General features: G+C 72.2%; 24 protein-coding genes. 3 read left to right on the forward strand and 21 right to left on the reverse strand.

Translation table 11 applies throughout. The features are described from left to right. Positions 1-96 precede the first annotated feature (96 nt). Positions 97-471, reverse strand: coding sequence for a hypothetical protein (locus tag ACWCP6_RS30020; protein WP_365800620.1), 375 nt, complete (start codon positions 469-471; stop codon positions 97-99). Between the two features lie 701 nt (positions 472-1,172). On the opposite strand from ACWCP6_RS30020, the gene ACWCP6_RS30025 reads away from it, so the two are divergent. Further along, the gene (locus tag ACWCP6_RS30025) at positions 1,173-1,517 is read left to right on the forward strand and encodes a helix-turn-helix domain-containing protein (protein WP_059130428.1); all 345 of its coding nucleotides are present in this window, start codon (positions 1,173-1,175) and stop codon (positions 1,515-1,517) included. A 468-nt stretch (positions 1,518-1,985) separates the two neighbouring features. On the opposite strand, the gene ACWCP6_RS30030 is transcribed toward ACWCP6_RS30025, so the two are convergent. The 19 genes from ACWCP6_RS30030 to ACWCP6_RS30120 form a co-directional block, all read right to left on the reverse strand. Next, on the reverse strand, positions 1,986-4,904 hold the full coding sequence (locus ACWCP6_RS30030) for an ATP-binding protein (RefSeq protein ID WP_450935724.1): 2,919 nt from the start codon (positions 4,902-4,904) through the stop codon (positions 1,986-1,988). A 117-nt stretch (positions 4,905-5,021) separates the two neighbouring features. Next, positions 5,022-5,786 (reverse strand): SDR family NAD(P)-dependent oxidoreductase, encoded by a 765-nt coding sequence (locus tag ACWCP6_RS30035; protein WP_450935725.1) that lies wholly within the window; start codon positions 5,784-5,786, stop codon positions 5,022-5,024. A gap of 297 nt (positions 5,787-6,083) precedes the next feature. After that, positions 6,084-6,296, reverse strand: a complete 213-nt coding sequence (locus ACWCP6_RS30040; protein WP_450935726.1) for a hypothetical protein — start codon at positions 6,294-6,296, stop codon at positions 6,084-6,086. Between the two features lie 67 nt (positions 6,297-6,363). Then, positions 6,364-7,629 carry a mannosyltransferase family protein gene (locus tag ACWCP6_RS30045; protein WP_450935727.1) on the reverse strand — a complete coding sequence of 422 codons (1,266 nt, stop codon included), beginning with the start codon at positions 7,627-7,629 and terminating at the stop codon, positions 6,364-6,366. Positions 7,630-7,655: 26 nt separating this feature from the next. Then, positions 7,656-8,933, reverse strand: coding sequence for a hypothetical protein (locus tag ACWCP6_RS30050; RefSeq protein WP_450935728.1), 1,278 nt, complete (start codon positions 8,931-8,933; stop codon positions 7,656-7,658). Beyond that, positions 8,930-10,150: a glycosyltransferase gene (locus ACWCP6_RS30055; protein WP_450935729.1), complete on the reverse strand. Its 1,221-nt coding sequence runs from the start codon at positions 10,148-10,150 to the stop codon at positions 8,930-8,932. The genes ACWCP6_RS30050 and ACWCP6_RS30055 overlap by 4 nt, the downstream gene beginning before the upstream one ends. Before the next feature lie 99 nt (positions 10,151-10,249). Continuing rightward, the gene (locus ACWCP6_RS30060; RefSeq protein WP_450935730.1) at positions 10,250-10,756 is read right to left on the reverse strand and encodes a hypothetical protein; all 507 of its coding nucleotides are present in this window, start codon (positions 10,754-10,756) and stop codon (positions 10,250-10,252) included. An 11-nt stretch (positions 10,757-10,767) separates the two neighbouring features. Continuing rightward, a complete protein-coding gene (locus tag ACWCP6_RS30065; protein ID WP_450935731.1) occupies positions 10,768-11,274 on the reverse strand; it encodes a SigE family RNA polymerase sigma factor in 507 nt (168 codons plus the stop codon). Between the two features lie 348 nt (positions 11,275-11,622). Then, entirely contained in the window at positions 11,623-12,819 is a 1,197-nt protein-coding gene (locus ACWCP6_RS30070) for an NAD(P)/FAD-dependent oxidoreductase (RefSeq protein ID WP_450935732.1), read from the reverse strand. 93 nt (positions 12,820-12,912) lie between these two features. Continuing rightward, positions 12,913-13,857 carry an RNA polymerase sigma-70 factor gene (locus ACWCP6_RS30075; RefSeq protein WP_450935733.1) on the reverse strand — a complete coding sequence of 315 codons (945 nt, stop codon included), beginning with the start codon at positions 13,855-13,857 and terminating at the stop codon, positions 12,913-12,915. A 277-nt stretch (positions 13,858-14,134) separates the two neighbouring features. Then, on the reverse strand, positions 14,135-15,193 hold the full coding sequence (locus ACWCP6_RS30080; protein WP_450935734.1) for a CU044_5270 family protein: 1,059 nt from the start codon (positions 15,191-15,193) through the stop codon (positions 14,135-14,137). Then, positions 15,190-15,810: an RNA polymerase sigma factor gene (locus tag ACWCP6_RS30085; RefSeq protein WP_450935735.1), complete on the reverse strand. Its 621-nt coding sequence runs from the start codon at positions 15,808-15,810 to the stop codon at positions 15,190-15,192. Before ACWCP6_RS30085 ends, ACWCP6_RS30080 begins: the two co-directional genes overlap by 4 nt. Before the next feature lie 271 nt (positions 15,811-16,081). Beyond that, entirely contained in the window at positions 16,082-16,723 is a 642-nt protein-coding gene (locus tag ACWCP6_RS30090; RefSeq protein WP_450935736.1) for a hypothetical protein, read from the reverse strand. Between the two features lie 184 nt (positions 16,724-16,907). Next, positions 16,908-18,155 carry a serine hydrolase domain-containing protein gene (locus tag ACWCP6_RS30095; protein ID WP_450935737.1) on the reverse strand — a complete coding sequence of 416 codons (1,248 nt, stop codon included), beginning with the start codon at positions 18,153-18,155 and terminating at the stop codon, positions 16,908-16,910. A 258-nt stretch (positions 18,156-18,413) separates the two neighbouring features. Further along, entirely contained in the window at positions 18,414-18,749 is a 336-nt protein-coding gene (locus tag ACWCP6_RS30100; protein WP_450935738.1) for a hypothetical protein, read from the reverse strand. A gap of 360 nt (positions 18,750-19,109) precedes the next feature. Continuing rightward, positions 19,110-19,706, reverse strand: a complete 597-nt coding sequence (locus ACWCP6_RS30105; protein WP_450935739.1) for a hypothetical protein — start codon at positions 19,704-19,706, stop codon at positions 19,110-19,112. A 226-nt stretch (positions 19,707-19,932) separates the two neighbouring features. After that, the gene (gene tatA, locus ACWCP6_RS30110; protein WP_450935740.1) at positions 19,933-20,214 is read right to left on the reverse strand and encodes a Sec-independent protein translocase subunit TatA; all 282 of its coding nucleotides are present in this window, start codon (positions 20,212-20,214) and stop codon (positions 19,933-19,935) included. A 146-nt stretch (positions 20,215-20,360) separates the two neighbouring features. Continuing rightward, complete coding sequence (gene mgtA, locus ACWCP6_RS30115; protein WP_450935741.1) at positions 20,361-23,060, reverse strand: magnesium-translocating P-type ATPase; 2,700 nt, start codon at positions 23,058-23,060, stop codon at positions 20,361-20,363. Continuing rightward, positions 23,053-23,415: an ArsR/SmtB family transcription factor gene (locus ACWCP6_RS30120; RefSeq protein WP_450935742.1), complete on the reverse strand. Its 363-nt coding sequence runs from the start codon at positions 23,413-23,415 to the stop codon at positions 23,053-23,055. The genes mgtA and ACWCP6_RS30120 overlap by 8 nt, the downstream gene beginning before the upstream one ends. A gap of 437 nt (positions 23,416-23,852) precedes the next feature. On the opposite strand from ACWCP6_RS30120, the gene ACWCP6_RS30125 reads away from it, so the two are divergent. Then, entirely contained in the window at positions 23,853-24,119 is a 267-nt protein-coding gene (locus ACWCP6_RS30125; RefSeq protein ID WP_450935743.1) for a GlsB/YeaQ/YmgE family stress response membrane protein, read from the forward strand. A 152-nt stretch (positions 24,120-24,271) separates the two neighbouring features. Continuing rightward, positions 24,272-24,727 (forward strand): tellurite resistance TerB family protein, encoded by a 456-nt coding sequence (locus ACWCP6_RS30130; protein ID WP_450935744.1) that lies wholly within the window; start codon positions 24,272-24,274, stop codon positions 24,725-24,727. Positions 24,728-24,798: 71 nt separating this feature from the next. Here the strand turns inward: ACWCP6_RS30130 and ACWCP6_RS30135 are convergent, their stop codons facing one another. Further along, positions 24,799-25,527, reverse strand: a complete 729-nt coding sequence (locus tag ACWCP6_RS30135) for a lytic transglycosylase domain-containing protein (protein ID WP_450935745.1) — start codon at positions 25,525-25,527, stop codon at positions 24,799-24,801. Positions 25,528-25,625: the final 98 nt, after the last annotated feature.

The following is a 25,625-nucleotide window of genomic DNA, read 5'->3' on the forward strand; positions in this document are numbered from 1 at the left end:
GTGGGGGCTCTGTCGACGCGCGTCGACAGAGCCCCCACCGCTGTGTCCTCGTCCGCTCGGAGACTCTTGGCCGAGCAGCGGGGCGGGGACAGCGTCTCACCGGTCGAAGTAGCTGAAATCACCCACGGTCCATGCGCTGACGTCCTTGATCGCGACTCGGTACATGCCGCCCGTCTCCGGGATACCGAGGCTGCCCTGCAGGATCCGCGCGAGATGGAAGTGCAGATGCGTGGGATCTCCGCCGCGGCCGGGCCGTTCCCCTCGCGGGCCGCCGGTGAAGACGCCGGAGAACGGCCCGAGGCGGTCCGATTCCTTCAGGACCTCCGCCACCCGCTCCCTCCACACGGCCTCGGGAGCCAGCCGGCCGGTGATGACGGCGCCGCCGACGACCACGGTCAGCGACATCTGATTGCTTCGCTCGGACTCCACCGCGGCGGAGAGAGCGACAAGCAGTTCATCAGGGTTCGACATGAGAGCAGATCTTATTCAGCTGCCTGTCTCGGGCCCGCCCCGCGGGAGGTGAAGCAGCTTCGCGGACGGCGGGAGGCGGTTCTTGACCGAGCGGCGAGGAGCCCCATCCGTCGTGGCGCCGCGCGCGACGGACTAGAGGGAGGTCGTCGTCGCAGGTGGCAGGATTCCTCCTCTGTCATAGAGGTGAAATCTACTCTTGCCAGAGTAGACATTACCTCGCGGCGTGGTTATGCTCCCTGTCGTAGAAGACGGTCGAACGAGACCCGGCAGAAACGAACTGGCGGGTAGCTGTACACGAAATTCGCAGGTCAGTGCGGCTCTCGAGCCTCGAAGCCAAGGTTTCCCAGAACGGCGACGGCGCTGGGAGCCGCACTGGGCGGCTCGCATGTCGAGGAGCTGCCGCAGCAGTACCGCAGTGCCGATTCATCCAGTGGTTGGTTCAGAGAGGAACGGAGGAGCAGACGCCATCAGGATCGCCCGGCCCGAGAAAGCACTCGGCCCGGGTACCGCAAGACCCCGGAATGGATGGTGGTCCCCGGTCAAGCAACTGCGATCCCCCGCTACCCCGCCCCCTGCCGGGCCGGATAGCGGAAACAGAAGGTCGGCACAGCAGTAGGGCCGACAGATGGTGTTGAATTTCCTTCGGGGCCTTGGTGCCGTACGGCACCAAGGCCCCTCGACGCGTTGCACAGCGAGGTGACATGACAGCGGACAACCCTCTTAGTGATTTTCTGGACGACGACGACTACCCCGCCTACACGATGGGCCGGGCAGCCGAGATGCTCGGCACCACCCCGGGCTTCCTTCGAGCCATCGGCGAGGCTCGTCTGATCACTCCGCTCCGCTCGGAGGGTGGGCATCGCCGGTACTCCCGCTACCAGCTGCGGATCGCCGCTCGCGCCCGCGAGCTCGTCGACAGGGGCACCCCGATCGAGGCCGCCTGCCGCATCGTCATCCTCGAGGACCAGCTCGAGGAAGCTCAGCGCATCAACGCCGAGTACCGTCGTGCCGCGGACGAGGCGGCCGGCAGCTCCGGTTCCAGCTGATCGCGTGGGCGCGGGCCACCCGGAGCGCCTTGTGGTGGTCACACGAGAGTACGGGCCGGAAGTCCCGCGGTCGGGGTGACGACAGCGTCGGCTGTCGTGGGAGCGACGGGATGGAGCTGGGCCGGTTCCCGCCCGTCCGGCGGACCCAGCCCTCACCGGGCCGACCTCAAGGGTGGGCATCAGGCGGGCTGTGCACCGATGCCGCGGAGCGGGCAACAGCGGTCAATCACGGTGCGATCCCGCACTCGTGAGGAACTCCGATCAGCGCGTACGTCCAGCTCGGGGCGTATGAGTCCGCGCAAGCGCCGTCGCTTCCCAAGCTGAGAGCGCGAGTTCGATTCTCGTCACCCGCTCCACCAGAAACCCCCAGGTCGTGGACCCGGGGGTTCTTTGTTGTCGGGAAAGGTGCGGGCCGCCGCCCGGGTCCAGGCCGAGGCATCGGCACAGGCCCAGCACCGGGGCAAGCGCTCACCGTCGGCTCAGCGTCTCGACGAGCGGCCCGGGGAGGCCCAGCAGGCGCAGTGCTTCGGGCAGCGTGGCCGCCACGACGACCGCGGACACCGCGGCCTGCGCGGCCTCCCGGTACCGTGCCCGGGCGTCGGCGTAGTCGCCGTGTGCCTCGGCGGTCCGGCCCAGGCCGGCCAGCGTACGCACGCGGTTGGCGGCCCCCTTCACCCCGTGCGGGTCGAGGTGTTCCAGGGCCTGGGTGTAGAGGTTCTCCGCCGTGGCCCGGTCCCGCCCCGCCAGGGCGATGTCGCCGAGTCCGCGCAGCGCCGCCGCCAGGGCGCCGGTGCTGCCGGCGCGGCGGGCCAACTCGGCTGCCCGCGCGTAATCGGCCCTTGCCGCCTCCGGGTCGACGTCGACACGCAGGTCCCCCCGGTTGACCAGAAGGTCGGCACAGTCCTCCAGGGCGTCCAGCTGTTCGGCGAGGCCTAGCGCCTCATCGGTGAGCGCGACCGCCGTCCGCCGGTCACCCCGCGTGCCCGCGACGCCGGCGAGCGCGTCCAGCGCCAGCGCGGCGCCCCAACGGTCGCCCAGCGCACGGAACTCCGTGACCGCCGTACGGAAGGTCCGTTCAGCCTCGGCCAGGTTGCCATCGCCGAGCGCACCGAAGCCGGTCACGTACTGCGCCGCAGCGCCGGCCCACGGTTCACGGCTCTCGCGCTGGGCCGAGACGAGGGCGAACGCACCCGGTGCGTCCCCCTCGCTCGTCGCGTTGTGCATCATCCACAGCAGCAGGGCAGCCGGGTGGTGACCCGACCGACCGTCCGACCACGCGACGGTCAGCGCCTTGCCCGCCGTTGCCCGGTGCCGGTGCCACACCTCCCGCCCGGCCGTGCCGGATGCGGCGATCAGCACGCAGACCGCGTACTCTTCGCCCAGCCCGTCCGGGGGCGTGTCGCCCATGGCACCGAGAACGGTGCGTGCCGGTGGGGCCAGGGTGCCGGAGGCGCCGCGGATCCACAGGTACGTCGAGGCCGCGGCGATCAGTTCCAGGGCAGTTCCGGTCTCCCGTGCCCCGACCGCCCAGCGCACGGCCGCCAGCAGGTCGGGCTGCTCCGCCGCGAGCGCGGGCAGCAGCTCCAGTTGCTCACTCCGCCGCAGGCCGGGGCCGGCGGCGCGCAGCAGCTCCAGCAGCGTCCCGGCATGGACGCGCCGTACCGGCTCCGTCTCGCCCGCGGCATCCAACTGCTCGGCGCCGTAGGCACGAATCGTCTCCAGCATGCGGCAGCGACCGTCCGTCCACTCCAGCAGGGACTTGTCGGCGAGCGACTGCAGGGTCTCCTCGTCCGTGTCGCAGACCCGCAGGGCGGAGGCGACACCCGCCCCGCCGGCGAACACCGAGAAGCGCCGGGCGGCCCTTTGCTCCGGCTCCGACAGCAGGTCCCAGCTCCAGCCGACCACCGCGCGCAGCGTGCGGTGCCGGGTCTCGGGAGTGCGGCTGCCGCGCTCGGTCACGCCGAGCCGGTCGTGCAGCCGGGCCGAGAGCTCCGCCAGAGTCAAGGTGCGCAGCCGGGCCGCCGCCAGCTCGATGGCCAGCGGCAGGTTGTCGAGAGCGGTGCAGACGCGCCGTACGGTCTCGGAGTCGGGGACGAACGCCCGGCGCGCGGCCCGGGCCCGGTCGGTGAAGAGTTCCGCGGCAGCGGCGTCATCGAGCGGTCGTACGGGGTAGAGGTGTTCGCCGACGACACCCAGCGGTTCGCGGCTCGTCGCCAGCACGCGCAGGCGCGGACACATCGCCAGCAGGCGTGCCGCCACTACGGCGACCTCCTCCACCAGGTGCTCGCAGTTGTCCAGGACGAGCAGCAGCCACCGGCCGGACAGCGCCGCGACCAGGCGGTCCAACGGGCCCTGGACGCCGGCCGCCGTGTGCAGCCCGCTCTCCCGCAGGCCCAGGGCGCCCAGGAGGACCTGCGGCAGAACGGCAGCGTCGCGCAGCGCGGCCAGTTCCACGAAGCACACCTCGCCGTCGGCCGTCTCCGCCACCTCCGCGGACAGCCGCGTCTTGCCGACGCCCCCTGGGCCGGTCAGGGTCACCAAGCGGGCTGCACCCAGGAGTTGCCGGACCTCGGTCACCTCGTCGGCACGGCCGACGAATGCGGTGAGCGGGGCCGGCGGCGCGGCGGGAGCGGGTGACGCGTCGGCACGCAGCAGCTCGCCGTGGAGTGCGGCCAGCTCCGCGGAGGGATCGGCGCCCAGCTCGTCGGCGAGATGTCGCCTGACCTGCTCGAAGACGACCAGGGCCTCGGCCTGGGCACCATCCGCGTGCAGCGCCCGCATCAGCAGCCCGGCGAGGCGCTCGCGCAGTGGATGGTGATCGAGGAGTTCGCGTAACTCGGGTACGGCAGCGCGGTGTTCGCCGAGGCACAGCTCGGCTTCGAGCCGGTCCTCCAGTGCCGCCAACCGCAGCTGCTCCAGCCGTACGGCGGCTGCGCGGGCCGATGCGCTGTCGGTGAGGTCGGCGAGCGCCGGGCCCCGCCACAGCTGAAGCGCCTGACGCAGCAGCGGCAGAGCCGTTCCGGCATCTCCCTCCGCCAGCGCCGAACGGCCCTCCCGCGCCAGCCGTTCGAACCGTCCGGCGTCCACGTCCTCGGTGGTGACGGCGATCCGATAGCCGGCTCCCGCCCGCTCGATCGCCGCCGTGTCGCCCAGGGCCGACCGCAGCCGGGACACCTGGGACTGGATCGCGTGGGCGGACGGCGCCGCGCCCTTCGGACCGCCGGCCCCGGCGGCCCCGATGTCGTCCGCCAGCCGGTCGGCCGGGACGACCTCGCCGGGGGTGACGAGCAAGAGCGCCAGCAGTGCTCGCCGCGCCGGCCCGCCCAGGGGCACCTCCGCACCGTCCTCGCCCCAAGCCTGTGTCCCGCCGAGAATTCCGAAGCGCATGCGGGTGATTATCCACTCGCGCAACTGCCCGTACATCGGGCCGGCGGGCCGGGAACGGGAGCCGGGGACGGCTCGTAACGCGTGCCGGGGACGGCTCGGAACGGGAGTGTGGGACGGTCAGGCGATCGGGCCGAGGTACGTACCACCGGACACGTCGATGGTACGCCCGGTGATCCATCGTCCTCCGGGGCCCACCAGGAAGCCGACGACGTCGGCCACGTCCTCGGGTTCCCCGATGCGGCCCAGCGCGGTGATCGCCTCGAGCCCGGCGACCACCTCGGGAATCGAGGTGTACCCGGCGGTCAGATCGGTCCGCACCGCGCCCGGTGCGACCGTGTTCACCGTGATCCCTCGTCGGCCCAGCTCGTTGGCCAGCGATGGGGCCAGCGATTCGACCGCGGCCTTCGTGACGGTGTAGCCGATCTGTGTGGAGACGGCGAACCGGCTGGCGGTAGACCCCATGCTGACGATGCGTCCCCCGTCGTTCAGCAGGGGCAGTGCCCGCTGGATCACGAAGAACGGCGCGGTGACGTTGACCGCCAGCAGCTTGTCCCACTCGTCCGCGCTCACCTGGGAGATCGAACTCGTCGAGGAGATGCCCGCATTGTTGACCAGGATGTCCAGCCCGCGCCCCGCGAGTCCTGCGACCAGCCCCTGGAACAGCTTCTCCACCGCGCCCTCCTCCCCGAACCGGGCCTGGATGGTGAAGGCCCGGCCGCCGGCCTTCTCGATCCGCGTCACGGTCTCCTTGGCCGCGTCGTCGTTGCCGCCGTAGTGGATCGCAACCAGTGCTCCCTCGGCGGCCAGCCGCAGGGCCACCGCCCGGCCGATGCCCCGCGACCCACCGGTCACCAGTGCCGTCTTACCCGTCAGTTCACCCATCGTCCGCTCCTCGCTCGGCGGCCGGTCCTCGATGCGGGACCGGCGATGGCCCAACACTGGCGACGACGACTCACCGTGCGCTCACCGCGGGCTCACCGGGGCACGGCCGTGCCGAGTCATGGCGCGCCGCGCTGCTTGCAGTGGAGAGAGAAAACGCGCGACCGCTGCCGACGCCACCGGCTCAGCTCCGCGCCCTCGCCTCACTGGCTCTGGCGCTGCTCGCCGCCGGGCCCGTGCCCATCCGTCCGCAGCCCTGCCGTGGGTGCCGAGGTGCTTCTGTGCATGCTCACACGGTGGCTACGCCTCCTGGACGCCCCGCCTCAGGAGTTCGTCCTCGACGGCGCGAAGCCTCTCGCGCCACTCGCGCGCGGCCTTGGGGTTGCGGCCCATGCCACGCGCCGCGGCACCCTCGGCCCGCTGGGAGGCGAAGGCCCGGCGCTCCCGCAGTTGCTCGACGGAGAGGCCGGCCAGATCGGCGTACCAGTTGTCGTAGAGCTTCCAACGACTCATGGCCCAAGGATGCCGACAACCTCGCCCCGGGCGCTCGCCCATTTCGAGAGCGCCGGTTCGGGTCGGGTCAGCCGGTCCAGTGGCCCGAGGTGAACGTCACCGCGAGCACCACCATCAGCGGAGCCACTACGCCGGTGTACGCCTCCTTCACCCAGGTGCGCCGCAGGCTCCAGTGGGCCAGGCCGGTCCACAGCGGCCACCAGAGCAGGGTTGCGCGGGGGATGGACTGGTACCAGTACGACGTCCCCAGGGCCCAGAGGTTGAGCCCGATGTACACGGCTTCCGGCCAGCGGCGGCGGAGCAGGAGGGAGGAGAACAGCAGAACACCGACCGCCATCGCGGCCAGTTCGAGCTGGAACTCCCAGGCGTAGCCGGTGGTCTGGAGGTGGTCGAAGGCGTTGTGCCAGGTGTTCCGGAACGCTTCGGCGGGAGTGTGGAAGTCGCGGTACCAGCCGCGTTCCTCCGCGTGCTTCCAGGCCATCCAGTCGCCGGTGTTCGCGTACAGGTAGGCGGTGTAGGCCGCGGCGGGTACGGCGGGCAGGGCGCACCAGGGCAGGGAGCGCCGGAGGCCACGGCCTCGGTGCTCGTCCCGGGCCGGGGCCAGGACGCATTCGACCGTGATCGCGGCAGCCAGGAACAGGCCGCTGATCCGGGTGGTGGTGGCCAGGGCCGCGAGCACGCCTGCGACCGGCCAGTTGCGGTTCCTCGCCGCGAGCCAGGCCGGCAGCGCGAACGCGAGGAAGAGGGACTCCGTGTAGCCCGCTGCCAGGAACACCGCGGCGGGCGACAGCAGCAGGAAGCCCGTGGCCCGTCGGCCGGCCAGGGCGCTGTCCGGTCGGCCCAGTCCGGCGATCCTGGCCAGGGCCACGACGGCCACCGCGCCGGTGACCAGGGAGATCAGCAGGCCGGCCGCGGCCCAGTCGGCGACGAGGGTGTGCACGGCGCGCAGCAGGAGGGGGAATCCGGGGAAGAAGGCCACCCGGTTGTCGGACGCGGGGTCGATTCCCGGGAAGGGGTCGAAGTAGCCGTACCGGGCTATGTGTTGATAGTGCACCCAGTCCCATTGCTCCCAGCGGGACAGCCATGGGGCGGGTGTTCTGGGATGGGATCCGGGAGGGAACAGCCAGGCGGTGCAGTAGGCGAGGAGCCACAGCCCGAGGCGCGTGAACAGGTAGAGCCGGAGCACCCGGAGGTCCGTGGAGGTCAGCCGGTCGCGCAGTCGCCGCTGTTCGGGCGCGCCGGTGGGGTTCCGTACGGGGCTCGGCTTCCGTGCAGGAGCGTGGTGTGCCGGACGCGAGGCCGGCTGCTCGGCGGTGGGCAGGGTCGTGGTCATCGGGCATCCATTCCTGGGGCCGCCGGTTACGGGACGCCGAGTTCGAACAGGCCGTAGCCCGCATACGAGCCGGAGGCCAGAGCCGCGATGCCGAGCAGCATGAGCTGGTGGGTCGGGCTGAGGCGGCGCAGGGCGAGGGCGAGCGGGAGGAAGAGCGGGAAGAGGGGGAGCAGATAGCGGGAGACATTGCCGAAGATCTGCTGGCTGCCCAGGACGAGGACGAGCGTGAGGACGGTGTAGACGATCAGTACGGCCGGGGGACGCCGCCGGATCAGCAGCGGGAGCAGGGCGAGGGCGAGCAGGACGACACCGACGCCGATCAGGTCCGCGAAGGGCCAGGCGAAGAGGTAGTCGGAGTGGCCCACCGGTACGGAGGTGAGGACGTCGAGGGTCTGCCGCCCGAAGTCCCACTCGTGGGCCCAGGCGCCGGACTGGAGCTTGAAGTAGCCGCCGTAGTCGTTCATCCGGTGACCCACCCAGCCGAGATAGGCGAGGAGGCCCAGCGGGGCGATCGCCATCGCGGCCACCGGACGCGCGATGCCGTCCCGACGACGGTGGAGCGCGAGCAGGGCAGCGACGGCGACGGCGGCGATCAGTGCCACGGCGGTGGGCCGGTTGAGCCCCGCCACGCAGGTGAGGAGACCGGCGGTGAGCCAGCGGCGGCTCAGGACGGCATGGCAGGCCCAGGCGGCCAGGGCCACGTAGAGGGAGTCGGAGTAGACCGCCCACTCCACGCCGGAACCGGGCCAGACGGCCCAGAGTCCGGCCGCGGCCAGCCCGGCCCGTCTCCCGCCGAGGCGTTCGGTGACGGCGTGGATGCCCAGGGCGGCGGCGAAGGAGGCGACCACGGAGACCAGCAGGCCGGCGCCGTACAGGCCGAGGCCGGTGACCTCGGAGACCAGCCGCATCAGCGCCGGGTAGAGCGGGAAGAACGCCGCCGAGTTCCCCTCGAGCGTGATCGGGCCGGTGGCGCCGGGGACCGGGACCAGCTGAGGGTGGTAGCCGTGCGCGGCGATCTGCTGGTACCACCAGCCGTCCCAACTGGCCAGGACGTCCCACGGGTGGGCGCCGCCGCCGAAGCGCGGGTTCTTCGTGCGGTAGTCCCCGGCGGAGTGCAGCAGCCACATGAAGGCGGCGAAGCCGGTGAACTTGAGCGCGCCGTAGACGGCCAGTACGGGGCCGCAGCGCTCGGCTGTGCGGCGCAGCCGGCGCCTGCGGTCGGGGCCCGGGGTGGCGGGCTGCTGCGACAGCCTCGCGTTCCAGCCCAGGGTGTCGGTCGCGGTCGTCCGGGCGGTCCTGTTCATGCGCGGAACACCCACGCTCGGAAGAGCAGGAACTTCAGCAGCGTCGCAGCCAGGTTGGCGACGATGAGAACGGCGAGTTCCGGGGCGGGCCCGGCCGAGGGCGCCGCGTGGTGCAGGGCGGCGAGCGATCCGCCGGTGAGCGCCAGTCCGATCAGGAGGACGACCAGGCCCCTGACCTGGTGGCGCAGCACACCTCCGCGGCCGCGGAGGCCGAAGGTGAGCCGTCTGTTCGCGGCCGTGCCGGCGACGGTGCAGACCAGCAGCGTGAGTGCGTTGGCGGCCTGGGATCCCGCCACGGGGCGCAGCGCCGCGTAGAGGAGCAGGTACGCGAGCGTGCTGACTGCTCCTACGGCGGCGAAGCGCACGAGTTGGCCGGCGAGCCCGCCCGGTGCGCCGCCGCCGTCGCGCAGCGACCCGCCCGGCAGCAGTGTGCCGCGCGCCAGCGCCCTGCCGATCCTGGCTATGCCGCGCAGATCGGCCAGTGCCGTGGGGAGGATGTCGACCCGGCTGTCGGCATCGTCCACCCAGTCGACCGGCACCTCGTGGATGCGCAGCCCGGCACGCTCGGCGATCACCAGCAGTTCGGTGTCGAAGAACCACTCGGAGTCCTGCACGAGCGGCAGCAGCCGCTCGGCCACATCACGCCGCACCGCCTTGAATCCGCACTGCGCGTCGGAGAAACCCACGGCGAGTACGGAGTGCAGGAGGGCGTTGTAGCAACGAGAGGTGATCTCCCGCTTGGGGCCGCGCACCACCCGGGAACCGGGGGCGAGGCGGGTGCCGATGGCGATGTCGGAGTGCCCGGAGAGCACCGGGGCCACGAGCGGCAGCAGCGCCGTCAGTTCCGTGGACAGGTCCACGTCCATGTACGCGAGTACGGGGGCCGGCGAGAGCGACCAGGCGGTGCGCAGTGCCCGGCCGCGGCCCTTCTCGGCCAGCCGGAGCCACTGGGCTTCGGGCAGTTCGTCCGCCAGCCGGGCGGCGATCCGCGGAGTGCCGTCCGTGCTGGCGTTGTCGGCGATGGTGATGCGGAACGGATAGGGGAAGGTCTCGCGCAGGTGTGCGTGGAGCCGCCGCACGCTCGGCTCCAGATCTCCCTCCTCGTTGAACACGGGGACGACCACGTCCAGGACGGGCTCCGCGTGGTGCGTCGGCACCGGTGCGCGGTGCGGCAGTCGGCTCAGGTCCTTCAGCTCGAGTGACCCTTGGTTTCTCATGTTCTGTCCTTGTTTGTGACCCGGCGCGAGGCAGGCCGAAGACACTCGGGGCGAGCGTGTGCTCGGGAGTTACGGGGTGATGGGCGAGGACGAGGCGGTCTACGGCTCGTTCTGCGCGGTCGCCGTACCCGAAGGCGGCGCCGAGGTCGCCGGGTCACCCGTGCGCCCCGGCGGGGTCTCGGTCGCCGTACCGGAAGGCGGGGCCGAGGTCGCCGGGTCGCCCGTGCGCCCCGGCGGGGTCTCGGTCGCCGTGCCCGAAACCGGCGGCGTGGTGGCGGGGGGCGCGGGGGCAGTGGTGGTGCCCGAGGAGGAGGGCGTGCTCGGGGACGCGTCGGGTGTCTCGGTCGGGAGGGAGGGCGAGGGGCTCGTCGCGGGCTGGGGGCGGGGGTGACCGGGCTCGACCCGGGCCGCATGGCCGGGCAGCAGGAACAGCCCGATGCCGAGGCCGGCGACGGCCAGGACGGAGCCGACGGCCCTCTGCGCGGCCCGTCTGCGACGGCGGACACGCACCCCCGCCCAGAGGCGTTCCCGGTGCTTCGGCTCGAACGGTGCGGGCGCCTCGGTGTCGCGCATCATCTGTGCCAGCTGCCGCTCGAAGTGATCCATGGGGTTCTCCTTCACCGCACCGGCTCGTTCATATCGGCCAGCAGCTTCCGCAGCCGTGCCACTCCGCGTGCGGCATGGGACCGGGCAGTGCCCACCGGGCACCCGAGCGCCTCCGCCACCTGCCCCTCGGGCAGGTCCTGGTAGTAGCGCAGCACCACCGCCACCCTCTGCTTCGACGACAACTGGGCCAGTGCGGCCTCCAGTCGAGAACGCTCCGCCACGTCCGCGGACACATCTCCGGCCACCGCCGCCTCGGGCAGCTGCTCGACGGGGCGTTCACCCCACCAGAGCCGCTTTCCGGAGCGTGCCGCCGCGCGCACCATCACCTTGCGGACGTACGGCTCCGGTGCGTCGTCCGCGACCCTGGGCCAGACGAACCAGAGCTTGACCAGGGACTCCTGCAACAGGTCCTCGGCCCGGTGCCGATCGCCTCCGACGAGCAGACGGGCCAGGTGGACCAGCGCCGACCAGCGGGCAGCCACGAACTCGTCGAACTCACGGGCTCGGCCCTGCTCCATCCGCACTGTCCCTGTTCTCGCCGGTCGCCTACACCTTGTAGAAGGCACTGGCACGCGCCCCACGCTGCACCTGCGGATCGTGATCCGGGTCACAGGGCATTCCGGCGACGGGCGCGCTGCCCCTCGGTCCCGTCGACGCGACGCTCCGGCACTGTCACGGCTCGGGCTGAAGCGCATATGTGCAGCTCCGAAGTCACCGGGCTCGCAAGCGCCGTCGCTTGCCGGGCCGAGGGCGCGCGTTCGGTTCCCGTCACCCGCTCCATGACGGAGGCCCAGGTCGGAGACCTGGGCCTTGTGTTGTGCGGAGCGGGCGCCCCCGCGGCGAGGGAGCCCGTTCCGTCGTGCGGGTCAGGCCGGCGCCTTGACGGCCGAACCCGTCCGGGCCGCCCCCCGCACGACGCGGCGGCGCCGGGTGGGCATCCCGAGCACCGGGTTGGCGACGCCCCAGGCCGCGCCCTTGCAGACCAGCTCCTTGTAGACGGCGGCGAACCGTCCCGTCAGGGCCGCCCGGACTGCGCGGTCGTCGGCGGTGACGTACTGGATCAGGCCTTGCTTGCGGCCCAGCGAGATGCACTGGTTGAAGTAGCGGAGCGCGACGTTCGGGAGCTTCCCGCCGGTCAGGCGTGCCGCGATGGCATCGGCGGCCTGCCACGCCATGGGGACGCCCGAGGCGCACGACATCCGCAGCGGCTTGTCGCCCGAGCCCATCGCCATGGCCGCATCGCCGATGGCGTACACGTCCGGGTGCGAGACCGAGCGCATGGTCCCGTCGACCACGATCCGACCGGTCTCGGTGACCTCCAGGGCGGTGGCCTTCGGGATCGGGTGGACGGCGAAGCCGGTGGTCCACACGGTGACAGCGGCCGGGATGGACGTGTTGTCGGCGGTGGTCACGCGGTCGGCCTCGACGCCGGTGACGGCGGCGTGCTCGTGCACGGTGATGCCGAGGTCGTCGAAGACGTTCCGCAGGTGCCGGCTGCCCTTGGGCGAGAGCCAGTCACCGAGGCCGCCGCGGGCGGCGAGGGCGACATCGAGGTCCGGGCGGGCTTCGGCGATCTCGGTCGCGGCCTCCAGGCCGGTGAGGCCGCCGCCGACCACGAGCACGTTCTGTCCTGCGTCCAGGCGGCCCAGGCGCTCGCGCAGCCGAAGCGCTCCGGGGCGACTGGCGATCTCGTGGGCGTGCTCGGCGGTGCCGGGGACGCCCTGGGTGTTCCAGCCGCTGCCGAGGGCGTACACGAGGGTGTCGTACGCCAACTCCTCGGCGCCGTTGGCGTCGGTGACGGCGACGGTCCTGCGGTCGACGTCGACGCCGGTGACCTTCGCGAGCTTCAGTGCGACGCCGGTGCCCGCGAACATCTCGCTGAAGGGCCGGGACTTGAGGTGCCGGCCGACCGCGAGCTGGTGCATCCGGACGCGCTCGACGAAGTCGGGCTCGGCGTTGACGAGGGTGATGGCGACATCTTCGCGGTGCAGCCGCTTGGCGAGGCGCCCGGCGGCGATGGCTCCGGTGTATCCGGCTCCGAGGACGACGATGCGGTGCTGCATATCCGTGCTCCTGTCTTGAGCGGGGTCGCCACTTGAACCGGGCGGCCCGCCGTTTCCTGACAGGAACGCGATGTGAAGCACCTCACATCGGACTCAGAAGGCGTGGAGCAGGGGTTCGCCGTGGTCGGCGGCCGCCCATCGCCGGGTCGCGCGTTCGAGCTTGTCGGGGTTGACCTGGTTGCGGAACGCGGCGATGCCCTCGGCGGTGATCTCCAGGCACATGACGCCGATGACCCGGCCGTCGACGACCACGACGAGGGCGGGGCCGCCGTTGGCGGTCGCGGCGTACACCTCGGGCGAGCCGCCGACCAGGGCGCGCTTGGCCTTGCCGGGCTTGAACAGGCCCCGCATGAACTTCGCGACCGCGAGGGCGCCCTCGAACGCCCTGGCGCGGGCCGGGACCTTCCCGCCGCCGTCGCCGATCGCGATGGCGTCCTGGGTGAGCAGCCGCACGAGCGGCTCGGTCCGGCCACTGGTGGCGGCCGCGAGGAACTCGTCGACGATCCGCCGGGCGGCGGCCTCGTCGATCTCGGTGCGGGTCCTGCCGTCAGCGACGTGCTTCTTGGCCCGGTGGAAGATCTGCTGGCTGGCGGCCTCGGTGAGGTCGAGGATCTCGGCGATCTCCCGGTGCGGATAGTCGAAGGCCTCGCGCAGCACGTACACCGCCCGCTCGTTGGGGGTGAGGCGCTCCAGCAGGGCGAGGACCGCGTACGAGACGGATTCGCGCTGTTCGGCGCTGTCGGCCGGGCCGAGCATCGGGTCCCCGGCGAGCAGCGGCTCGGGGAGCCATTGGCCCACATAGGTCTCGCGCCGCGCGCGGGCCGAGGTGAGCTGGTTCAGGCACAGGTTGGTGAGCACCTTCGTCAGCCAGGCCTCGGGGACCTCGATGTGCTCGACGTCGGCGGCCTGCCAGCGCAGGAACGTCTCCTGCACGGCGTCCTCGGCCTCGCTAGCGGAGCCGAGGAGGCGGTAGGCGATGGCCTCCAGGCGGGGCCTGGAGGCCTCGAACCGGTCCACATCGTTCACGGTCAGGGCCATGGCCCGGATCCTAGCTCTCGCGGTGCGCGACGGCCCCTGCATCGCGGCCCTGCGCGCACGACCGGTGCTGTTCGGCGTCCCGGACGCACCAGCGCGGTGCGCGCCGCACGGGGGTGCGCGGGCGACGGCGCCCGACGCGCACCGAGCCGTCGGAGCCAACTGCCCATGCGGGGCCACTGCCTTCCGCATCGCGTCGTACCGGCCGGGCACCGGCCGGTACGCAGGAGACGACCGCTCCACCGACGCCGTCGACGACCTCCACCCGCGCCGGGTCTCGTCAGCCGTCGGTCCCGGCGGGTTCCTGGCCGTGCCGGTCGACGACTGCGCGCTCCATGATGGCGTCGGTGCCGTAGAGCGTGTCGGCCGTGATGCCCCTGGCCTTGTCCTTGGTGATGTACGAACGCCCCCCGAGGTAGGCGAGGGTGTCCTTGTCGAAGATCCATTCGTCACGTGTCGTGGAGGAGGCGTCCACTCGCGTGATGCCGATGCCGTGGCGGCCGGCCGCGTCGACGGCGTCGGGGATCTCGGTCACACCGGGGATCCTCTCGACCGCCTTGTAGAGAGCGGAGGCATTCGCGGGAGGCATGATCGTCGAGCTCAGCAGGTCGCCGATCGTCCCGAAGACCGCCTGGTCCTTCGATTCGCCCTTCTCCGCCCGGGTCTGGGCGTAGAGCTGCTCGAGCAGGGCGCCGGGGTCGGTGGGCAGCGAGGCCAGCCACTTGTACGTGGGGCGGTCGATGCCCGCCGGGACGGGATCCGTGGACGTGATGGGGACCTCCTCACCGGGCATCACGGCGTCCTTCCCGGTTTCGCGGATCCACCCGGTCCTGGTGATGGGGGCGGGGTTCTGCGACGTCCAGACCTCCTGCCGGTGCAGGGCACCGAGCCGCACGGGGCCGTCGAACGTGCCCGTGTTCCCTCGGACCAGGCTCTTCACGTACACGAACCGGCCGTCCTTCACCGGCGTCGTGTCGGTTTCCATGGCCGCGGCGGCGATCCGGTCGAGCGTGACGGACGCGCTGTTCCCCTTGGCGGTGGTGGTGGCCCCGGTCGCCGGGGCGGAGCTGTGGCCACCGCCGGAGAACGTGATGACGAGCGCCCCGGCCAGTGCCATCGACGCGACGGGCACGATCAGGGCCGGGCGCAGCAGTCGACGGCGGCGCGGTGCCGGGGACGCCTGGGTGGAGGGGGTGTGGTCGTGGTCGATCTGCTGCATCAGAACTTCCTTGCAATGGAGTTGACGGCTCGGCGAGAGGTCCCATTCGCCGGAGTTCGCCAGCAACTCCTCGGCCTGACTCCGGGGCGACCCGGCGTGCGGCGGATTGTCGGCGTTCATCGGGCTTCCTCCTGCAGAAACAGGGCCGCGAATGCGGCCTCACTCTCCATCTCTCCGCGAGGGCCCCGCGGTTCCGCCTTTTCGCGGCGGGGTTGGCCGGAGCTGAGCCGGGCCAGCCGGGCGCGGGCGCGCGACAGCCGCGAACGCACGGTGCCGACCGGGATGCCGAGGGCCTCGGCGGCCTGCTGATAGTCCAGCCCGGCCGCCACGCACAGGGCGAGCACCTCCCGGTCCTGACGGCGCAGTTGGCGCAGCGCGTCATGGACCGCCGCGAGACGGCGGGCGTCGTCGATCCGGCCCGCTGTCTCGTCCGCGAAGTCGTCGACCGGAGGTGGCGCCGGGTAGCGGGCCAGGAAGGACAGCCGGCGACGCAGGCCACGGTTGGCGTTGTGCGCCTTGTGCGTGGCGATGCCGAGCAGCCACGGTTTGAGCGAACCGCCCTCCGGCTCCACCGCTTCCCGGGTACGCCACGCGGCGAGGAAGGTCTCGGACATGGCCTCCTCGGCCTCCGACCAGTTGCCGGTCAACCGCAGGGCATGGCTGTAGACCGCCCGCGCGTACTGGTCGTACAGGTCGGCGAAGGCCGCACGGTCCCCTGCACGTATGCGCGCACGCAACGACTCTGCTGGTTCTGTATGCCTCACACTCGTTACTCACCGCCCGGCCGCACGAGTTCCTGTGGCCTTGGCCACACCCGTCGGGTTCACGGTCACCACCACCCTGCACGAGTGCCGGGAAACCGGCTTCGGGCAACGCCCGTCCGTGCGCACGCATCGCCTTTTACCGGCCCTTGCCGTCCGTGCCCACAGCGTGGTTTCCGAGCGGACGACCACGGTGAACGGCGGCTCGTTCGAACCGGTCGAGGCTGCCTCCCGAACACCGAACGGATCAGCTGCTGACCGTCCGCAGGAAGTGGTCGGCGTCCTCCGGCTCGCCCAGGCGGCCGAGCTCAAGCCAGGAACCGTCGGCGAAGCAGAGCCGGAACGTGGCGAAGCCCCGTGGCCGGCCCGCCTCCCCCTCGATACGGGCCTGCTCGAGGGGGAACTCCGCGACGGTCCGGAAGTCGTCGGCCTTGGTGGGCGCCAGCCGGCGGCGGGGGGACGCGGCCACACAGATGCGGTCCCGAGCGAGCAGGACCAGGCGCTTGGGGTTGGGCGAGTGGCCGTACCACCGCAACAGCAGCTGCCCCGCGGTCAGACTCCAGTCGCCGTCGAAGACGCCGTCGGCCGGGTCACGCACAGGATCGCGCTCGGGGGCGTGGCTCCTGCGGGGGCGTCGGTCCCCCCGTCGTCGGGCCGGTCCGTCGCCGAGCTTGTCGATCAGGATCATCGGTACCACGACGAAGAAGAACACGACGCCGCCGACGTACAGCAGCCAGTGATGGCCCGGCTTCAACCGGCCTTTGCCCGCTGCCCGGTGAACGTCCCGGGGCGGTGCAGGGATGGCCTTGTGGATCTCGCACCAGACGAGGGCCACGGGCTCCTCCCCCAGGATCTTCCGGGCCCGTCGCCGCACGCCGCGCTTCGCCATGCCGCAGATCCTAGGCAGACCAGGTGCCACCGGCATCGCTGGGCCGGCAGGGGACGGCACCCGGCTCATTCCAGGTAGCCGCCGCGGTGGCGGGGGAAGGCGGGCCGGTGCGCGCAGGTTCGCCTTGCGGCGGACCAACGCGCCTGCGGCACCGGCGCCTTCGCGACCGGTTCGTCCCGCCCCGTCAGCTTCCGGCCGGGACGATGGGGCCGAAGGAGGCGGCGGCTATCCGCTGGATGTAGCCGGCCTCGGTGCCGTTGAGGTTGGTGGGGTTGAGGGAGTAGACGATCTTGCGGGAGAGGTCGCGGGTGGAGAACACACCGCTGGTGTAACCGGGGCGGGAGCCGGTCTTGCCCCAGACGACGACGCCGTTGGAGGCCTTGACCCGCATCAGGCCCATGGTCATGCAGGCTCGGCCGGCGTCGGCTTGGGTGCGGCACTGACTGCTGTGGAAGCTGGGGACGTCGGGGACGGCGAAGAGCTCGCCCTGCTGGGCCGGCGGGAGGAAACGGCCGCGGAAGAGTGCGGTCACGAAGCGGTCGAGGTCGGCGGGGGTGGAGATCATGCCGCCCTCGGCCCAGGGCCAGGGACTCTGCTCGGTGACGTCCGCCGGATGCGTACTGCCGTCCGCGGACGTGACCGTCAGATAGCCGTGGGAGTGCGGGCTCGGCAGGCTCGGGTCGTCGGAGTCGGGGACGTAGGTGTCGTGCAGGCCGAGGGGCCCCGTGATCCGGGACCGCACCTCGTGGGCAAAGGGGTGCCCGGTGACCCTCTCGATCAGCATGCCGGCGACGTAGTAGTTCATCCCGTTGTACTGCTGCGCGGTGCCCGGTGCGAACTCCATCGGTTGGCCCGCCATCAGGTCGACCACCTGCTGCGGGGAGAAGCTCTTCAGACGGTGGGCGGCGAACCATTCGGGGCTGCCGTCGCCGAAGTCGGGGCTGTCCGCGCCGCGCGGCAGGCCGCTGGTGTGGTTGAGCAGACTGCCCACCGTGACGGGCGGCAGGTCGGCGGGCAGGACTCCCGGCAGGTACCGCTGGACGGGCTCGTCCAGGTCGATCCGGTGCTCGGCGGCGAGCTGGAGGACGATGGTGGCGGTGAAGACCTTCGAGATGCTGCCGATCCGGATGTGCGCGTCGCGCGGGACGCCCTGACCGGTCCGGAGGTCGCCCACGCCCGAGGTGCCCGACCAGTGGCCCGCGCGGCCGGTGATCCGCACCAGCGCGCCGGTGACGTCCGCGTTCGGCAGGCCGCCCATGGCCGCCTTCAGCTCGGAGGGGTCGAGCCCGGGCAACGGCTCGGTGGCGGCAGCGGGCTTGGGCACCGGGGTCGCGGCGGAGGCGGGAGCCGCCATGCATGCCGCCAGGGTCACCAGCAGAGTGCCGGACGCGGCCAGGGTGGACCAACGGGTACGACGGACAGAGGAGTTCACGGCAGGGCTCTCCAGAAGGGTCGCGGTCGGACCGGCGGTCGACCGGCCCGATCCCAAGTCTCTTCCGGACCAGCAGCCCCACTCATCGGGGAAATCCCCTGAGCACACCCTGATCGGACCCCGACCACTGAGTCCGGGTCGGGTGTCGTACACAGCGGAAACCCCCAGGTCGTGGACCTGGGGGTTCCGTGCCGTCCGGGGCGGTCGGCAGGTGCACCGCCGACGCAGCGGTGCTCGACGGCGCCACCGCGCGGAGCCTCAGTGCTGGACCATGGCGCAGCGAATCGTCGTCGTCCCGTTGGCCGTCTTGACGGTGAACTTGCTCCCCTTGAGGCCGTCGACGTCGAACCGTCCCGAGTTGTCGGTGGAGACGGTGCCCTTGCTGGAGCCCGAGTAGGTCACCTTCGTGACACCGTTGAATCCCACGCCCCACAGGTGGTACTTGCCGTTCGACTCCTTCTCGACGTTGCACGCCGCGCCGGACGGGGCGCCGGGCACGGTGGCGGTCGATGCGTGTGCGGCAAGCGCGGGGCCCACCGCGAGTGCGGGGGCGACCAGGAACGTGAGTGCTGCAAGACGACGCGTCCGATTCATCGTTCAACCTTCCTGGGGAGGCGTGGGGGAGTCACCAGTGCGGCCGGTGGGGCGTGACGGCTCCGTCGCCCGCCGCAGCGGGCGCGCAGAACACCGACGGGAGAAGCCTCGCTCCGTCACGCGTAACGCACATCACCCCACAGCGGCCGTACATCCCGTTTTTTTGTCGGCAGCGCCTTTTGTGAGGTATGACGCCTTTGTCATCGTATCCCCCGCCCTGCCGTGCGGCATCTCGCGTACGAGGGGTCCGCTGAGCGGTGCACGACAGCTGCCGCGGACCGCCGGGAGCACGGTCAGATCCCGTCCGGTGCAGGCGAGTTCACCGATGCCACGTCCATGCACCGTACGGTCGCGTGGAGTTCAGGAAGCCGGGGCGTCCCAGGCGATCGCCCTGATCGTCGTGGTCTGCCCCTCCTTGCCGGTGACCTTGAAGTACACGACGGCCTTCTGGGCATAGGTCGTGCTGCAGAACTCGTCGCCCACGCGGTACCGGTATCCGCGCTTCTCGTCCGCGCTCAAGGGGTTCGACGTGATGGCATCGCGGCAGTCGTCGCGGCTCGGTGTCCTGCCGCCGCTCCAGGGGGCGGCCTCCACCTGGGACTGCCACACGAGCTTGTCCGGCTCCTGGAAGGCCAGCCCCATGGTGCCGGCGCCGTAGATGTCGCTGTGGTGGGGCGGGGCGTAGTCGAAGTCGAAGCTGCCGTCCGACAGACGCAGGGGTCCCTTCCAGCGCACGAGGCGCCCGGCGTCCACGGGTGATGTGGACGGGGATGCCGACTCCGTGGCGGGGACGCCGGCGTGCGGGCCTGGCGCCTTCGGAGTGCCGCTCGCGGGAGTCGCGGAGGTGCCGGCCGGCGGGCTCCCGCTGTCGGCGTCGTGATCGCCGCCGGAAAGCATCCACGGTACGAGACCGATGAGCGCGGCGACGATCGCCGCCCCTGCCCCGATCAGAGTCACGACGATCCCATTGCCTTTTTCGGCCATCGGCCCATCCCCCCGGACTCGGAGGCCCACAGTCGTGACGCAGTGCCCCCCGGCAATGCCCTGTGCCTCCAGCACCTTTGCATCCATACGTGCTCGACGCGCGAGCCGGATAAACCAGGAGCAAGGTGTGCTTCCGGCCCGTGGTCCGTCGGAGCGGCAGGCGCAGTGCGGGATGCAAGCCGTGGTGCGGTGCGCCCGCTCAGTGCGCGGCGTTCTCCTGCGGGACCGGCCGGGCCTGGGCCGGCTCGGCCACGGAGGACGCGACGGCCTGGGACGCCTGCGCGTCGGAGGCCTCCGCGGGAGCAGCGGTCGCGGACTGCGCGGCGCCGTCCTCCTTCATGGCCTTGGCCTCGCTCTTGAGGATGCGCATGGACTTGCCCAGCGAGCGGGCGGCGTCCGGCAGCTTCTTCGATCCGAACAGCACGATGAACGCGATCGCCACGATCAGCAGGTGCCAGGGTTCCAGTCCGTTGCGGAGCATCCAGCCCACCCTTGTCTCTTCACCGGACGAGGACGGCTGCCGGGCACGCCGCCCTCGGACATGATTGCTATTTTGCGCAACTGTACAACCATTGGGGAGGAAACGGTCCTGGTACGGCACGCCCCGGCCCGCACCGGGCCCCGCGTTCACCGGCGGCGTTCGTATCGCGCCCTGACCTGCTCCAGGCCCGCCGCGTACAGCGCGAGGACGGCCGCGAGCAGGAGGTAGTACGCGGGCGGGAGCGGGGTCATGCCCAGCGCCGGTCCGGCCGGCGATGCGGGCAGCAGCAGCCCGACGGCAGCGAGGACGGCGGCCGCCCGGCGGACGGGGTGCCCGCGCCCCCGGCGGGCGCCGTCTGCGTCCACGGCGGCCCCGGTCCTGCGGCCGGGCAGCCGTCCCGGGCGCAGCAGGAGCATCACCAGGGCCTGGGTGAGCAGGTTCTCGGTGAACCAGCCGGAGTGGAAGACCGCCTCGTCGTCCAGGGCGTCCGGGCCGTGCAGCGCGAGCGCGAGGACGGCGAAGGTGGCCAGGTCGGCAATGGCGTTGAGGACGCCGAAGCCGGTGATGAAGCGCAGGAAGTCCCCGGGGCGCAGCACCGTCGGACGACGCAGCACGGACGGGTGCGGCCGGTCGTGGGCGAAGGCGAGCTGGGCGGCGTCGAAGCAGAGGTTCTGCACGAGGACCTGCGCCGGGAGCATCGGCAGGAAGGGCAGCAGCAGACCCGCGGCGAGCATCGCGATGACGTTGCCGAGGTTGGACGAGAGAGTGACGCGCAGATAGGTGGCGATGTTGCCGCTGCTGTGCCGCCCCGCCGTGACGGCGCGGTCGATCGCGGTGAGGTCCTTCGCGGCGAGGACCACGTCGGCGCTGTCCCGGGTCACGTCGGCGGCGTCGCGCGGAGCGATGCCGACGTCGGCTGCGTGCAGCGCCGGGAGGTCGTTGACGCCGTCGCCGAGGAAGCCGGTGGTGTGACCGCCGCTGCGCAGGGCTGCGGTGATGCGTGCCTTGTGCTCGGGGGTGCAGCGGGCGAAGACGGTGGTGCGGCGCACGGCGTCCGCGAGCTCGGTGCCGGTGAGGCCGTCGAAGCCGCCGGCACTCACCACGTCGGCGGGTCCGACGGCGACGCCGAGGTCGCGGCAGGCGCGGGCCGCGGTGCCCGGGTGGTCCCCGGTGAGGACCTTGACGGTGACGCCCCGGTCCGCGAGCACCCGCAGGGCTTCGGCGGCGGTGGGGGCGAGCGCGTCGCGCAGGGTGACGAAGCCCCGGAAGTCCAGGCCGCGTTCGTCGGCCGGGGCGGGGTCGCGGTGGGGGGCCCGCCGTTCGGCGGTGGCGACGGCCAGCACCCGCAGGCCGTCGTCCGCCTGCGCGGCGGCGAGGGCCAGCAGCCGCTCGCGTTCGCCGTCGTCCAGGACGCAGCGCTCCAGTACGTTCTCGACGGCGCCCTTGACGACGTAGGTGCGGGCGCCGGGGCGGCCCGGGGTGCGCAGGACGGCGGTGGAGAGCCGGCGCGCCGGGTCGAAGGGCAGGACGCCCACCGCCTCGTACCGCTCCGGTGCGTCGTCGTCGGCCGCCTCCAGGATCGCCTGGTCGAGGGCGTCCGGGGCGGGCAGGTCGGCCAGCTGGAGGGTCCACCAGGCATTGACGGCGGCCCAGTGCAGCGCCTCGGGGTCGTCCCGGCCGTCCGCGCCCAGGGCCCGGTGGACGACCGGCCGGTCCTGGGTGAGCGTGCCGGTCTTGTCCAGGCAGAGCACATCCATCGCGCCGAGGTCGTGCAGCGCGGGCAGCCGTTTGACGATCACGCCGTGGCTGCCGGCCAGCAGGCGGGCGCCGCGCGCCAGGCAGGTGGTGACGATGACCGGCAGCATCTCCGGCGTCAGCCCGACCGCGACCGCGACCGCGAACGGCAACGTCTCCAGGCCGCGCCCGCGCAGCGCGGCGTTGGCCATGAGCACCAGCGGCGGGGTCAGCAGCATGAACCGGATGAGGATCCAGGAGATGCCGTGCACGGACCGGTCGAAGGCGCTCGGTCCCCGGGCCCCCGAGCGGCCGTGCGCGGCGGCGAACCGGGTCCGCGCACCCGTCGCGAGGACGACGGCTGTGCCGCTGCCCGAAGCGACACTGCTGCCCTGGAAGCAGAGGTGCGGCTGCCCGAACACCTCGTCGGCGGGCCCTGAGCCGGGCTCGTCCACGGGATGTTTCGGGACCGGGGCCGACTCGCCGGTCAACGGTGCCTGGTACACGTTCAGGCCGGTGGCGCGCAGCAGCCGTACGTCGGCGGGTACGAGGTCGCCGGGGCCCAGCCGGACCACGTCGCCCGGCACCAGCTGATCGACCGGGAGCTCACGGGCGACGGGCGCCGCATCCTCGTCGGGCCGGCGCAGCACGGTCGCGGTGGTGGCGACCAGTTCCCGCAGGGCCGCCACGGAACGGTCGGCCCGGTGCTCGCCGGACGAACGCAGCACACAGCCGACGACCACCAGCACGGTGATCACGCCCGCTGTTCCCCAGGAGGCCACGGCCGCCGACACGACGCCCAGGGAGAGCAGGACGGCGGTGAAGGGGTCGCGGAGGCTGCGGACGAAGAGCCGCGGCCAGGACGGCGTACGGCGGGACGGGACCGTGTTCTCACCGAAGCGCCCCAGACGGTCCTCGGCGTCGGCCTCCGTCAGCCCGCGCGGGCCGCTGCCGAGTGCGCGCAGCTCCTGGAGTGCGGTGGGCGGGGCGGGCGCAGGGGCGACGGCGATGCCGCCCGTGCGGGCATCCGGGGGCGTGTCCCGGCGCGCCGTCCCGGCCGGGGAGCCGGGCGCCCCGGGGCCCGCTCCGGGGGCGGCTTCGGTCTCAGGCACCGGCCCGGCGCAGTCGCGGCAGCACGGCGGACGCCGTCTCGGCCCGCGCGGCCAGCTGTCCGACCATCAGCCGGACGACGGTCACCACATCGGGGTCGTCGACGAAGTAGACCTGCCGGCGGCCCTCACGGCGGGAGCGCACGAGACCGGCCAGCTTCAGCTTCGACAGGTGCTGGCTCACGGCGGGCAGGGCACCGCCGACGCGGTCCGCGAGATGGGTCACATCGCTCTCGCCCTGCGCCAGGGCCCACATGATGTGCAGCCGCGCCGACGACGCCAGCAGCCCGAAGGCCGCGGCCGCCTCCGCCAGCACCTCGGCAGGCGGGTCCACGAATCCACCGCCGTCTGCCGCCACAGTCCTCTCCCGTCGCTCCCGGCCGGCGGCCCCGCACCCGCGGTGCACCGGTGCCCCGGCCGGTGGCCCAGTCTAGGGGCGGGGCCGCGGCATACCCCGCGGCCGAGCGCGCGGGCCTTCCCCGGTGCTGCCCCGTCCCGCCGCGCCTCCCCCCGCGGTTCGGGCGCCTGCCTCCGCGCGCCCGCCGCCGGAGGCCGACCCTCCGCAAACGGACCTCGGGACAGGGATCCTCCGGACACCGGACACCGAGCACCCAGGCACCCAGGCACCCAGGCACCCAGGCACCCAGGCACCGAGCGCAACCACCCGCGGCCCGTGTCGCGTCCTCCACGACGACTGTAGGGTTGCGCAACTGAGCAACGCACGGTCGCGCGAATCCACCGTCTTCGCTGTGCCCGGCCGCCTCACTGCCGCACAGCCCGGCAAAGGACACTGCCATGGGCATCGTCAGCTGGATCATCCTCGGTCTCCTCGCCGGAGGCATCGCCAAGATCGTGCTCCCGGGACGTGATCCGGGCGGCCTGTTCGGCACCACCCTCATCGGCATAGCGGGCGCCTTCGTCGGCGGCTGGCTCTCCGCCCGGTTCCTCCACCGCCCGGTGGAGAAGCACTTCTTCGACCTCTACACCTGGGGCGCGGCGATCGGCGGCTCCCTCGTCCTGCTCATCGCCTACCGCATCCTGTTCGGCAACTCGCGCGACTGACCGCCGGCCGCCGGCGGGGCGTACCCCGTGCGTACCGCGCCCGACGAGCCGGCGTACGGGGGGCGAACTTCTCCCGATCTGCCGGAACTTACCCGTCTCGTCATTAGTTTCTACGGTGCTGTAGCCATTCACGACGAACAGATGGAGTTCTCATGGCCCTGTGGGACCGCATCAAGGAGTCCGCGTCGACGATGCAGACCCAGCTCGTGGCGAAGAAGAACGACCTGAAGAGCGGCGCCTTCCGCGACGCCAGCATGGCGATGTGCGCGTTGGTCGCTGCGGCGGACGGCACCATCGACCCGTCCGAGCGTCAGCGTGTGGCCCAGCTCATCGCCACGAACGAGGTGTTGCAGAACTTCCCGGCGGACGACCTTCGCCGCCGCTTCGAGGACAACCTGAACAAGCTGACCGCCGACTTCGACTTCGGCAAGGTCAGCGTGCTCCAGGAGATCGCCAAGGCGAAGAAGAAGCCCGCCGAGGCCCGCGCCGTCGTGCAGATCGGCATCGTCATCGGCGGCGCCGACGGCGACTTCGACAAGACCGAGCAGGCCGTGGTGCGCGAGGCGTGCTTCACGCTCGACCTGCCGCCGCACGAGTTCGACCTCTGACCGACGACCGCGGCCTCCGACCGACGGCCGCCCCGTCGGGCCAAGTCGCGGGTGCGCCACGACGTCCCCTCCTACGGCGTCCGCTCCGCGACCGCCGCGCCAGCCTTCCCCCAGTTCGTCCGCAGTCTGTCCAGGTAGGACCGGGCCTGGGGGCCCGGGGTCGCTCCGCCGGCGAAGGCGAGCATGTTGCCGGCGCCGGCGTTGTAGCCGAGCGCCAGCAGCTGGTCCTTGGTGTAGGGGGCGGACCACCGGGCCGGCAACCGGCGGGCCAGGTCGTGGAGGTACCAGGCCGCCGCCTCGACGGCGAGGTCGCGGTCGTCCGGGAGCTCGTCCCAGCGGCGGCCGGCGAAGTCGCGGCCCTGCTTCGTCTCGTCGAAGGCCGCCCGGTGCATATTGGCGATCCCGAAGGAGGCGTCCGGCTTGTAGCGCTGCCAGGCACGCTCGAGCTCCGGATCGTGCGGTTTGTACGCCTCGTTGTAGAGGACGGCCATCAGAAGGCGCGGATCGATCCCCGCCCGGGCGGCGTGGGTGCGCACCTGAGGCGCGTAGTGGGCGGGGTCGTATCCCGTGGACGGGCCGGACGACCCGGTCGGCGCGTACGACGAGCGGGACGGCCGGGGTGCGGCGCTCGTCGCCGACGGGTGGGACGACCGGGTGGGCGACGAGGTCGGGCGCGCCGAGGGCGCCGCCTGCGGCTGCGGGGAGTTGCCTCCGCGGAACACGAACCAGATCACCAGTGCCGCGGCCACCAGGGCGAGCAGACGCCACCCGGGCCGGCCGCCCGTACGGCCTTCCGCCATCCTCGGTCCCCTCGACTCCCGTACCGGCACCGGGTGTTCGGATTCCGGTCACGGCCGGTCGGCCGCCGGTGCACGAACCCCGCTGTCCGGGCCCGCCC

Source organism: Streptomyces sp. NPDC002004, from assembly GCF_053593975.1.

Excerpts from the sequence above, each read along its gene's own strand:
- ACWCP6_RS30020 (WP_365800620.1), bottom strand. The coding sequence starts at position 471 with ATGTCGAACCCTGATGAACTGCTTGTCGCTCTCTCCGCCGCGGTGGAG.
- ACWCP6_RS30025 (WP_059130428.1), top strand. The coding sequence starts at position 1,173 with ATGACAGCGGACAACCCTCTTAGTGATTTTCTGGACGACGACGACTAC.
- ACWCP6_RS30030 (WP_450935724.1), bottom strand. The coding sequence starts at position 4,904 with ATGCGCTTCGGAATTCTCGGCGGGACACAGGCTTGGGGCGAGGACGGT.
- ACWCP6_RS30035 (WP_450935725.1), bottom strand. The coding sequence starts at position 5,786 with ATGGGTGAACTGACGGGTAAGACGGCACTGGTGACCGGTGGGTCGCGG.
- ACWCP6_RS30040 (WP_450935726.1), bottom strand. The coding sequence starts at position 6,296 with ATGAGTCGTTGGAAGCTCTACGACAACTGGTACGCCGATCTGGCCGGC.
- ACWCP6_RS30045 (WP_450935727.1), bottom strand. The coding sequence starts at position 7,629 with ATGACCACGACCCTGCCCACCGCCGAGCAGCCGGCCTCGCGTCCGGCA.
- ACWCP6_RS30050 (WP_450935728.1), bottom strand. The coding sequence starts at position 8,933 with ATGAACAGGACCGCCCGGACGACCGCGACCGACACCCTGGGCTGGAAC.
- ACWCP6_RS30055 (WP_450935729.1), bottom strand. The coding sequence starts at position 10,150 with ATGAGAAACCAAGGGTCACTCGAGCTGAAGGACCTGAGCCGACTGCCG.
- ACWCP6_RS30060 (WP_450935730.1), bottom strand. The coding sequence starts at position 10,756 with ATGGATCACTTCGAGCGGCAGCTGGCACAGATGATGCGCGACACCGAG.
- ACWCP6_RS30065 (WP_450935731.1), bottom strand. The coding sequence starts at position 11,274 with ATGGAGCAGGGCCGAGCCCGTGAGTTCGACGAGTTCGTGGCTGCCCGC.
- ACWCP6_RS30070 (WP_450935732.1), bottom strand. The coding sequence starts at position 12,819 with ATGCAGCACCGCATCGTCGTCCTCGGAGCCGGATACACCGGAGCCATC.
- ACWCP6_RS30075 (WP_450935733.1), bottom strand. The coding sequence starts at position 13,857 with ATGGCCCTGACCGTGAACGATGTGGACCGGTTCGAGGCCTCCAGGCCC.
- ACWCP6_RS30080 (WP_450935734.1), bottom strand. The coding sequence starts at position 15,193 with ATGAACGCCGACAATCCGCCGCACGCCGGGTCGCCCCGGAGTCAGGCC.
- ACWCP6_RS30090 (WP_450935736.1), bottom strand. The coding sequence starts at position 16,723 with ATGGCGAAGCGCGGCGTGCGGCGACGGGCCCGGAAGATCCTGGGGGAG.
- ACWCP6_RS30100 (WP_450935738.1), bottom strand. The coding sequence starts at position 18,749 with ATGAATCGGACGCGTCGTCTTGCAGCACTCACGTTCCTGGTCGCCCCC.
- tatA (WP_450935740.1), bottom strand. The coding sequence starts at position 20,214 with ATGCTCCGCAACGGACTGGAACCCTGGCACCTGCTGATCGTGGCGATC.
- ACWCP6_RS30125 (WP_450935743.1), top strand. The coding sequence starts at position 23,853 with ATGGGCATCGTCAGCTGGATCATCCTCGGTCTCCTCGCCGGAGGCATC.
- ACWCP6_RS30130 (WP_450935744.1), top strand. The coding sequence starts at position 24,272 with ATGGCCCTGTGGGACCGCATCAAGGAGTCCGCGTCGACGATGCAGACC.
- ACWCP6_RS30135 (WP_450935745.1), bottom strand. The coding sequence starts at position 25,527 with ATGGCGGAAGGCCGTACGGGCGGCCGGCCCGGGTGGCGTCTGCTCGCC.